Annotated in this window: 8 protein-coding genes and 2 pseudogenes; 5 read left to right on the top strand and 5 right to left on the bottom strand. The window is 66.1% G+C overall.

Features of this window, described 5'->3' with window-relative positions; all coding sequences use genetic code 11:
* Both AC062T_RS07280 and AC062T_RS07275 read left to right on the top strand, forming a co-directional pair.
* Nucleotides 1-1161: SbcC/MukB-like Walker B domain-containing protein (locus AC062T_RS07280; protein ID WP_476028703.1), on the top strand; the 1161-nt coding region annotated here is incomplete at its 5' end.
* Entirely contained in the window at nt 1161-4754 is a 3594-nt protein-coding gene (locus AC062T_RS07275; protein WP_476028701.1) for a TM0106 family RecB-like putative nuclease, read from the top strand. The genes AC062T_RS07280 and AC062T_RS07275, both read left to right, overlap by 1 nt.
* On the opposite strand, the gene AC062T_RS07270 is transcribed toward AC062T_RS07275, so the two are convergent.
* The 4 genes and pseudogenes from AC062T_RS07270 to AC062T_RS07255 form a co-directional block, all read right to left on the bottom strand.
* Nucleotides 4751-5092, bottom strand: coding sequence for an acylphosphatase (locus AC062T_RS07270; protein ID WP_476028699.1), 342 nt, complete (start codon nt 5090-5092; stop codon nt 4751-4753). The genes AC062T_RS07275 and AC062T_RS07270 overlap by 4 nt on opposite strands.
* Nucleotides 5089-5436, bottom strand: coding sequence for a YciI family protein (locus tag AC062T_RS07265; RefSeq protein ID WP_476028698.1), 348 nt, complete (start codon nt 5434-5436; stop codon nt 5089-5091). The genes AC062T_RS07270 and AC062T_RS07265 overlap by 4 nt, the downstream gene beginning before the upstream one ends.
* A gap of 359 nt (nt 5437-5795) precedes the next feature.
* A pseudogene (locus tag AC062T_RS07260) lies at nt 5796-6251 on the bottom strand (RNase H family protein); the annotation flags it as partial.
* A gap of 73 nt (nt 6252-6324) precedes the next feature.
* Nucleotides 6325-6927: an NADPH-dependent FMN reductase gene (locus AC062T_RS07255; RefSeq protein ID WP_476028696.1), complete on the bottom strand. Its 603-nt coding sequence runs from the start codon at nt 6925-6927 to the stop codon at nt 6325-6327.
* Nucleotides 6928-7104: 177 nt separating this feature from the next.
* Here AC062T_RS07255 and AC062T_RS07250 point away from each other — a divergent pair, with 177 nt between their 5' ends.
* The 3 genes from AC062T_RS07250 to AC062T_RS07240 are packed head-to-tail and all read left to right on the top strand — an operon-like array spanning nt 7105 to nt 8905.
* Entirely contained in the window at nt 7105-7641 is a 537-nt protein-coding gene (locus AC062T_RS07250; protein WP_476028694.1) for an RNA polymerase sigma factor, read from the top strand.
* Nucleotides 7638-8315 (top strand): methylated-DNA--[protein]-cysteine S-methyltransferase, encoded by a 678-nt coding sequence (locus AC062T_RS07245; RefSeq protein WP_476028692.1) that lies wholly within the window; start codon nt 7638-7640, stop codon nt 8313-8315. Before AC062T_RS07250 ends, AC062T_RS07245 begins: the two co-directional genes overlap by 4 nt.
* Entirely contained in the window at nt 8312-8905 is a 594-nt protein-coding gene (locus AC062T_RS07240) for a DNA-3-methyladenine glycosylase I (protein ID WP_476028690.1), read from the top strand. Before AC062T_RS07245 ends, AC062T_RS07240 begins: the two co-directional genes overlap by 4 nt.
* Before the next feature lie 57 nt (nt 8906-8962).
* On the opposite strand, the pseudogene AC062T_RS07235 reads toward AC062T_RS07240, so the two are convergent.
* Nucleotides 8963-9233 (bottom strand): annotated as a pseudogene (locus AC062T_RS07235) (dehydrogenase); the annotation flags it as partial.

The raw sequence follows: 9233 nt of genomic DNA, 5'->3' as shown, positions 1-9233 counted from the left end.
CACGCCACGCTCACCGCCGAGTTGGCGGAGCTTGGCTCCGTTCTTCAGAGCCTCCGTGAACAGCGGGATGCTGCCGACCGCAGCAGAACGGGCCTGGAGGAGCGTCGGGCCGCCATTGCCGACAGGGTGGCCCGTCACCGCGCGGACTACACCAGCGTCGCCGCCAGAAGCGATGCGTTGCGCGCCACGATCACGGCCGCTCGCGCTCTGCTCGAGGCAATGACCGCCCACCACAACGCGGTAGCCGCCCGGGCGTCCGCAGCCGAGGCACTGGCGGAACAGCTCGCGCAGCACGGGTTCGAATCGGCGGAGCACGCAGAGCACGCTGCGGTATCCGCGACGGAGCGCACCGCCCTGGAGCAGAGCATCCGAGCCCATGAGCGTGCGGACGACATCGCCCGGGCGACGCTCGCGGAGCCGGAGCTCGCTGGCCTGCCCGACGAGCCGATCGATACAACGCAGGCGGAATCCTCCCGCGACGCTGCCAGGGCGCTCCTCTCCGAGGCCAACAGCCAGCGTGGAATCATCGCCGAACGTCACGCGCAGATGCATACGCTCATCTCCGATGTGCGCTCTCGCAGTGCAGAAACAGAAGCCCTAGCGGCCGAGTACGAGCAGATCGCCGGGCTCGCCGCAGCAGTGCAGGGCAAGGGTGCCAACACGCGCCGCATGCGACTCGAAACGTATGTGCTCGCGGCGCAGCTCGAAGAGATCGTTGCCGCCGCCAACGGCAGGCTGCGCACGATGACGGCAGGCCGCTACGAACTGCAGCATGATGACTCGGTGCAGTTTCGCAAGACTCAGTCGGGGCTCGGCCTTGCCATTCTCGATCAGCACACGGGGCGTGCGCGGCCCACGCATTCGCTATCGGGCGGCGAAACGTTTCTGGCGTCGCTTGCCCTCGCACTGGGCCTTGCCGAGGTCGTCACCGCGCAGAGCGGCGGCATAACGCTCGACACCCTCTTCGTTGACGAAGGATTCGGATCCCTCGATGGTGACACTCTTGAGATCGCGATGGGCACCCTCGATTCGCTGCGGGCGGGCGGGCGCACGATCGGGCTCATCAGTCATGTCGAGGCGATGAAGGAGCAAATCCCCGCAAGCCTCGGCATTCGGGTTACCGACGGCGGTTGGAGCGAAATCGTGCAGGGGGCTGCCTGATGTTTATTGTCGAAGACACGGTGCGTCGGGTCGTCTACACGAGTGCGAGCGACCTGACGATAGCGTCGAAGTGCGAGTTCGCGTTTCTTCGGAGCCTCGATGCGAAGCTCGGGCGCATCGTCGCCCTGGTCGAAGAGACCGACGCCATGCTGGCACGAACCGGCAGGCTCGGCGATGAACACGAGGAGCGTGTGCTCCGCGAACTTCGCGCCGCGCACGGCCCCGGGGTCGTCGAGATCGAGCGGCCCGATGTGCGCGATCGACAGGCGCTCGACGACGCCGTCGCCGCCACGATTGAGGCGTTTGCCTCAGAGGTGCCCGTGGTGTTTCAAGCGACCTTCCACGAGCGCGCTGCAGACGACGGCGCCGCAGACGACGGCGCTGCAGACGACGGCACCGCCGTCGAGGAGGGCGACGACCATGTCGACATCGCCTTCGTAGGGTTTGCCGACTTCATCGTGCGCACCGCCGACGGCCATTACCTTGTTCAGGACACGAAGCTCGCGCGCAGCGCGAAAGTGACGGCCCTGCTCCAGCTTGCCGCATATGCGGAGCAGCTTGCCCGCATCGGAGTGCCGGTTGCGAACACCGTGGAGCTTCTCCTCGGCGACGGCAGCACAAGTGAGCATCGACTCGCCGACATCGCGCCCGTGTACCGCCACCGACGCGCTCGGCTGCACCGCATCATCCGCGACCGGATTGCCGAGCGGGGGCCCGTCGCGTGGGGCGACCCGCGCTACTCCGTGTGCGGTCAGTGCGCGCACTGCGAGGCTGCGATTGCGGCAACGCGTGACGTGCTTCTGGTCGCTGGGTTGCGCCTAACCCAGCGGGCGAGGCTGGCGGATGCCGGGGTCACCACAATCGAGGCTCTGGCCCATTCGAGAGGGTCGATCGAGGGCATCGGCGACTCGGCTCTCGATGCCCTGCGCGAGCAAGCGCTGCTGCAGCTCGAAGCGCCGCCGGCCGCCGACGGGGGCAAACCGCTCCCGCCATTCCGGGTCGTCAACGCTGAGGCGCTGGGTGCAATCCCACAACCCTCGCCCGGCGACATCTTCTTCGATTTCGAGGGCGATCCGCTCTATACGGAGGGCGACTCCACGCGGTGGGGGCTGGACTACCTCTTCGGCCTGGTCGATGAGAAAGAGCACTTCAGCTCCTTCTGGGCTCACACCTTTGAGCAGGAGCGCCTCGCGCTGAGGGCTTTTCTCGACGACCTCGCCAAGCGCAGAAAGCGCCATCCCGATCTGCACGTCTATCACTACGCTGCCTACGAACGCACGCACCTCTCGAGCCTCGCCGCTCGCCATGGAATCGGCGAGGAGGAGGTCGATCAGCTGCTGAGAGACCACGTGCTCGTGGATCTCTACCCCGTCGTGCGCAAGGCGGTGCGGGTGGGGTCTCGCTCCTATTCGATCAAATATCTCGAGCCGCTCTATATGGGCGACGCCGGTCGAACGGGGATGGAGGTGGCAACGGCTGCTGCCTCGATCACGGAATATGCGGATGCCATGCAGCTCGGTATGGATGGCGACCCTGCGGCGCAGCAGGCCAAACTCGATGAGATCGCCGACTACAACCGATACGACTGCGTTTCGACCCTTCGGCTGCGAGACTGGCTGCTCGGACTTGCCAGCGCACACGGCGTCACCCCGGTCGGCGCAGTCGATGCGGACGAGCCCGCCGAACTCGCCCCGACGCCGCTGCACGACTCGCTCGCCGCCATCGCAGGCGACCCCCTCGATCCTCATCGCTCGGCCGATCGCACGGCCGCCGCATTCGCGCTCGCGGCGCTCGACTATCACCGCAGGGAGCACAAGACATTCTGGTGGGGTCATTTTGCCCGGTTGGTTCAGCCGATCGACGAATGGGCAGACACGCGCGACGTGCTTGTCGTCGACTCTGCTCGCGTGGAACGCGATTGGTTTCGGGAGGGCAGGCAACGCAGTGACCGCCGCCATGTGAGGCTGACGGGAACCTGGGGGCCCGGCTCGAAGCTCTCGGCAGGCGGGGCTTCCCAACCTTTTGTTCTCTATGACCAACCCGCACCCGTTGTCGACCCCATGGCGGACCCGGGAGCGCGATGGGCGCGCACCGTTTCGGTACTCGAATCCGACGACGACAGCATTCTGATCGAAGAGACCTTGAGGGCGGGAGTGGAGCCATACCGCGCGCTGCCGGTCGCGCTCACGCCCGCGTCGCCTCCGCCTGCAGGGCAGCAAAAACCGGCGATCGAGTCATGGGCTCAGGCGATAGTTGATGCCCAGCCCGACTGGCCACAGGATGCCGCTGTAGACATCCTGCGCCGTCGTGAACCGCGAACGCTCAGCGGCAAGGGCCTCGTTGCCCACCGGGATGCTTTGGTTCAGAGCGGAGCCCTGATGGAGAACGGCGCGCTCGTTCACGCCGTCGAGGCGAGCCTGCTCGACCTCGACAGCTCCTATCTGGCGGTGCAGGGCCCGCCCGGAACCGGCAAGACCTATCTTGGCGCCCATGTTATTGCCGAGCTGGTTGCCCGCCACGGCTGGAAGATCGGTGTGGTTGCCCAATCGCACGCCGTCGTGGAGAACCTGCTCTCCGCGATCGTCGAGAAGGCCGGACTGCCCCAGGAGCGAGTCGGCAAGGTTGTCGCCGACCCCGACGCCGATGTCGCCTTCACGGCTCTGCCGCGAGATGGACACCTCCTTTTTGCCCTCGACAACGAAGCGAGGGGATATGTCGTCGGTGGAACGGCCTGGGACTTTTCGAATCCTGCGCGGGTGCCGCGGAGGTCACTCGACCTGCTGGTCGTCGACGAGGCCGGGCAATTCTCGCTCGCTTCCACAATCGCCGCGAGCGTTGCCGCCCGCAATCTGCTGCTGCTCGGCGGTCCGCAGCAGCTTCCGCAGGTGAGCCAAGGGCTGCATCCCGAACCCGTAGATGGTTCAGCCCTCGGCTGGATCAGCGACGGGCACGACGTTCTGCCCGGGGAGCTCGGTTACTTTCTCGCCTCCAGTCGCCGCATGCATCCCGCCGTGGCAGCCCCCGTCTCCACGCTCTCCTATGAGGGTGAGCTGGCGGCGCATCCGGATGCATCGCTTCGGCACCTTGAGGGCATCGCCCCTGGGCTGCACCCGGTTGGCGTAGCCCACCACGGCAATTCAATCGAGTCAGAAGAAGAGGCGGAGGCCGTCATCGACCTGGTGCGCTCGTCGCTCGGCCGGGCCTGGAGCGACCCCTCTGCAGCGCGCAGCGCAGAGCCACTCAGCCAGAGAGACATCATCGTCGTGTCGCCCTACAACGCGCAGGTGGCGCGGGTGGCAGAGGGCCTTGCTGCGGCGGGGTACAGCGAGGTCCGAGTGGGCACGGTCGACAAGTTTCAGGGGCAAGAGGCTGTGGTCGCCATCGTCACGCTGGCGGCCTCCGCACCGGCCGATGTTCCGCGGGGCATGTCGTTTCTGCTCATGCGCAACCGGCTCAACGTGGCGGTGTCGCGAGCCCAGTGGGCGGCCTTTCTCGTGCACTCTCCCGACCTGGTCGACTATCTGCCCCCGACTCCCGCCGGGGTTGCGGAGCTGAGCGCCTTCATAACGCTCATCGAGCAGGATGTGGATTAGATGCCGCGGATCTCGAACCCGCCGGAACCGCGCGGCTCTGCTGCCCCGTCGAGAGACGCCCCGTCACGTTCCGCCGCGGCGATGTCCGTCGCGGCGATGTCCGTCACCTCGACGCGCCTCACCTCGGCGAACGGAGGGCCATGGCGAAGCCACTCGATCATGGCGTCGACGCTCGCCTCGTCCCCCTCGATCTCGGCCTCGACCGTGCCGTCTGGCGCGTTGCGCACCCATCCCGATACCGCCAAACCCTGAGCGGCTGCGCGGGCGTTCCACCGAAAGCCGACGCCCTGCACCTCGCCGTGCACGACGGCTCTGCGGCGAACTGTGCGCCCGGTCACGGGCGCTGAAACCCTTCGAGAACTCGTCGCACCTCCACCGCCGCTTCAACGATTTGCGCGATGCCCGCGGCGATCTCTTCGGCGCGCGCCTCATCGCAGCGCACGACCCAGAAGCGCGCGAGCGGGGTGTGATTGCCCGCGAGTGAGCCCACATGGTGGCCACCGTGACGGTCGATCAGCGAGCCGTGCTCGCCGAACTCGAGCACTTCGGAATAGACGAGCTCACCCGATGTCGCGAGCTCGTCGTCGAGCCTGGCCATCGATGAGGCAACACGCTCTGCCCACTCCGGTGGCTTCGCCTTGACGTCATTCTCGGTGCTGAAGGTCATGATCATGAACCGCATCGTTGCTCCCTAGCGCCGCCCGCCGCAGTGCGGGGCTAGGCCCATCTTGCGTCCGGACCGCAGCCAAGGGAACCGGCGTGTTAGATCAGGCTGCGCAGAAGATCGTCAGGGGTAACTCCGAGGGCGCGTGCTCGCGCGGTGAGCCGCTTGTGCTCTGCCTCCGTGAGCGAGATCGTGACGGTGTGCCACTCGTCCTCGTCGAGGGAAAATAGCGCACCGTCGTCGAGCGGGTCGGTCGACGAGGGAGCTGTCGCCGCTTCGGCTCGCTCGGTGACCAGGGCAAGCTCAGTGGTGTCAACAAGATCGGAAAGCGCAGAGATTACAGATTCTTCTGGCGTGCGCTCTTCGGCCCGTGAGCTGAACCCTGGGCCCGACGGGATCGCGGATCCGCGTTGGTAAGCCTCGGCCACAGCGCGAGCCCGGGCATCCGCCGCTTCGTTGAGGATGTGGCCCACATGGCCGCGCACCCATTCGAAGCGGTAGTTCCGCCCGGCGAGCTCAGCGTCGATCTCCTTGAGTAGCTCAACGTTGAGCACGGGCTTGCCGTCGCTCTTGCGCCAGCCCTTCTTCTTCCACCCCGGCATCCACTTGGTCACCGAGTTGATCACATACTGGCTGTCGCACAGGATGTGGAGTTCGTCGTCCATGTGGGCGGTGGCGCGAAACAGTTCGAGCACGGCCTTGAGCTCGCCCTGGTTATTGGTGGCGTGCTTCCACCCGCCAGCCGCCCAGCAGTCGTCGTTCACATACCAGGCCCAGCCTGCTGGCCCGGGGTTGCCGAGGGCCGATCCGTCGGCTGCGGCGGTAATGGTCATGCGGGCCTCCCAGGTGGTCGGCCTCCATCGTATCGACGGGGCGCGCAGCGCCAGCTCCACGCGCAGGCCACAGTCAGCGGGGAATCACGGTGAGCACCCTCGTGACGAACTGAAAGTACGACTGCATAAATTCCCGCAGAAACTGTTCTGTTCCCGCATCCGTTATGTCGCCCTCCGCTGTAAAGAGGCCATCTTTGTATTGGATGTAGCCCTCGGGAAAGTTCATTTGTGGCGAATCGCAGAAGCTGAGCACGCTGCGGAGGCTCTGCTGGGCCACTGCTGTGCCGATCGCGCCAGGCGAGGTGCCAATGACGGCGGATGGTTTGCGGGCGAACGAGTTGGTGCCCCACGGACGGCTTGCCCAGTCGATGGCGTTCTTGAGCGGCCCGGGGATAGAGCGGTTGTATTCGGGCGTCACGAACAGCACGCTGTCGACTCCGGCGATCGCATCCTTGAGTGCCTGCCCTTCCGGCGGATAGTTGGCGTCGTAGTCGTAGCTGTAGAGGGGCAGGTTGCCGATGGGGATCTCCACGAATTCAAACTCAAAGGGGGCGACGCGAATGAGAGCGTTGGCCAGTGATCGGTTGATGGAGTTAGTGGCGAGGCTGCCGATCAAGACCCCTACTGTGTAGGGCGGTTCGTGGTGATGCACCTGGCCGGGGGTGAAGTCTGACATGCGCTGCTCCTCGTTCTGCCGTGGTTGCCGATGGTGCGGCACACGCTAGGCCGGGCAGGCTGGGGAATGCTGAACACCTTCCGGATGGATGCCGCATGCCGTTCATGTCGGCCACTGGCTCCATACTGGGGCGATGCAGCATCCGGTTGGTCGCGGGGACCTCACACTTCGGGCCGCGTGAGCGTCTTCTCAGTGATGGAACATCTCCCGCCCTTCGAATCGACGGTCGCCGCCCACGGCGCCACCGTCTTGCGAGTCTGCCGTGCCGTGGTCGGGCACGACGATGCAGACGATGCCTGGTCGGAGACGTTCCTCGCGGCGCTGAAGGCGTATCCGAGCCTTGCGACCGGCTCCAATATCGAGGCGTGGCTGGTCACGATCGCACACCGCAAGTCGCTGGACATCCTCAGGGCTCGGGCCCGTCGACCGATTCCGGTGGCGGAGATGGCGGATGCTCCCTCCCCAGACGAGCGAAGCGACGCTTTTCATGACCTCTGGCCTCTCGTGGCACAGCTGCCACTCAGACAGCGCCAGGCTGTTGCGTACCACTACATCGTGGGACTCCCTCATCCACAGATTGCTGAAATCGTCGGGGCAACCCCCGCGGCTGTTCGTCGTGCGGCATCGGATGGCATCGCCGCCCTGCGACGGGCGCGCGGAGATGCGCCCTTGGAGAGCGGCCCGCAACCCCCTCGTGAGAAAGGACGATCATGACCTCCGATCACCCCGCTGATGGGCTTCTCGAACCCGACGGGCTTCTCGAATCCGATGGGCTTCTCGAATCCGACAGGCTTCGTGACGTTGATGGGCTTCTCGAGCCAATCGCCGAGGCGACTCTGTCGCGGCTTCATACGAGGCTCGAGGCCGAGGCAGACAAACGCGAGCTTCTGGATGTCGCTGTGCGCACGATCGACAGCCCGGTCGGACGCATCCTGTTGGCCGCGACCGAAATCGGGCTGGTGCGGGTTGCCTTTGCGATCGAGGACCATGATGTGGTGCTTGAGTCGCTGGCGGCACGAGTGAGCCCGCGCATTGTGCGGGCGCCGTCGCGGCTCGATAGCGCAGCCCGCCAGATCGACGACTACTTCGCGGGTGCACGGCAGCAGTTTGAGGTGTCACTCGACTGGCAGCTTTCCCGTGGCTTTCGACGCCAGGTGCTCGAGCACCTCAACCAGATCGGCTACGGGCACACCGAGAGCTATGCGGCGGTGGCGGCTGCGGCCGGCAGCCCTCGTGCGGTGCGGGCCGTGGGCAGCGCGTGCGCAACAAACCCACTGCCCATTGTCGTGCCGTGTCACAGGGTGCTCAGATCCGACGGCGCCCTCGGCGGTTACCTGGGCGGTCTCGAAGCCAAGCGCATTCTGCTCGGCCTTGAGGGTGCAGCGTGAGCCCCGCTGTGGTGGGCAGCGATGGGCTCGCGAGGCCCGCGTGGGCATCCGCCGATCCTCTGTTACGCGAGTACTACGACACGGAGTGGGGGATGCCCGTCCGCAATGAACGAGATCTGTTCGAGCGCATCAGTCTCGAGGCTTTTCAGGCGGGGCTCTCGTGGGTGACGATCCTGCGCAAGCGGGAGGCCTTTCGAGCCGCGTTCGACAACTTTGAGCCGGATGTCGTGGCCGGCTACGGCGCGAGCGAAACCGCCCGGCTCCTGGCCGATGCCACGATCGTGCGCAACCGGCTCAAGATCGCGGCCACGATCACCAACGCTCGCGCCACCGTCGCCCTCCGCGAGAGCGGCGGCCTCGTCGATCTCGTCTGGTCGTTCAGGCCAGAGCGCACCCCTCGGCCCGTGACATCGGCCGATGTGCCAACCACATCGCCAGAATCAATTGCGCTCTCTCGAGAACTCAAGAAGCGCGGGTTCACCTTCGTTGGCCCCACGACGATGTTCGCCCTGATGGAGGCCGTGGGCATCGTCGACACCCACCTGCTGCAGAGTCACCGCCGGGGCAGCTCCGGCGTCTGGGCTCAGTAGCGCCCCCGCCGATAGCGCCACGCCAAGACCGCCCCGTGCCGGCTCCACCCCACAGCGCTATGCGCCGAACGGTGCGGCGATGCCCCAGTGGTCGCGCAACGCCAGCTCGGCCGCGTACCAACCATTCATCCCATGAACTGAGGGGCCCGGTGCGGTGGCGGCGGAGCCGAGGTAGAGACCCCGCACGGGAGTACGCCAGGGGGTGCGCGAGACGATGGGGCGCTTGACCAGCTGGGCAAGCCCCAAGCTACCCGCGAAGATGTCGCCGCCAATGTAGTTGGGGTTGTGTGCCTCAAACTGCGTGGCGCTGATGCTGCTTGTGCCCAGC

This window comes from Homoserinimonas sp., from assembly GCF_056262345.1.
The sequence above is the reverse complement of the archived record's forward strand: the minus strand, read 5'-3'. Positions and strand labels throughout refer to the sequence as shown.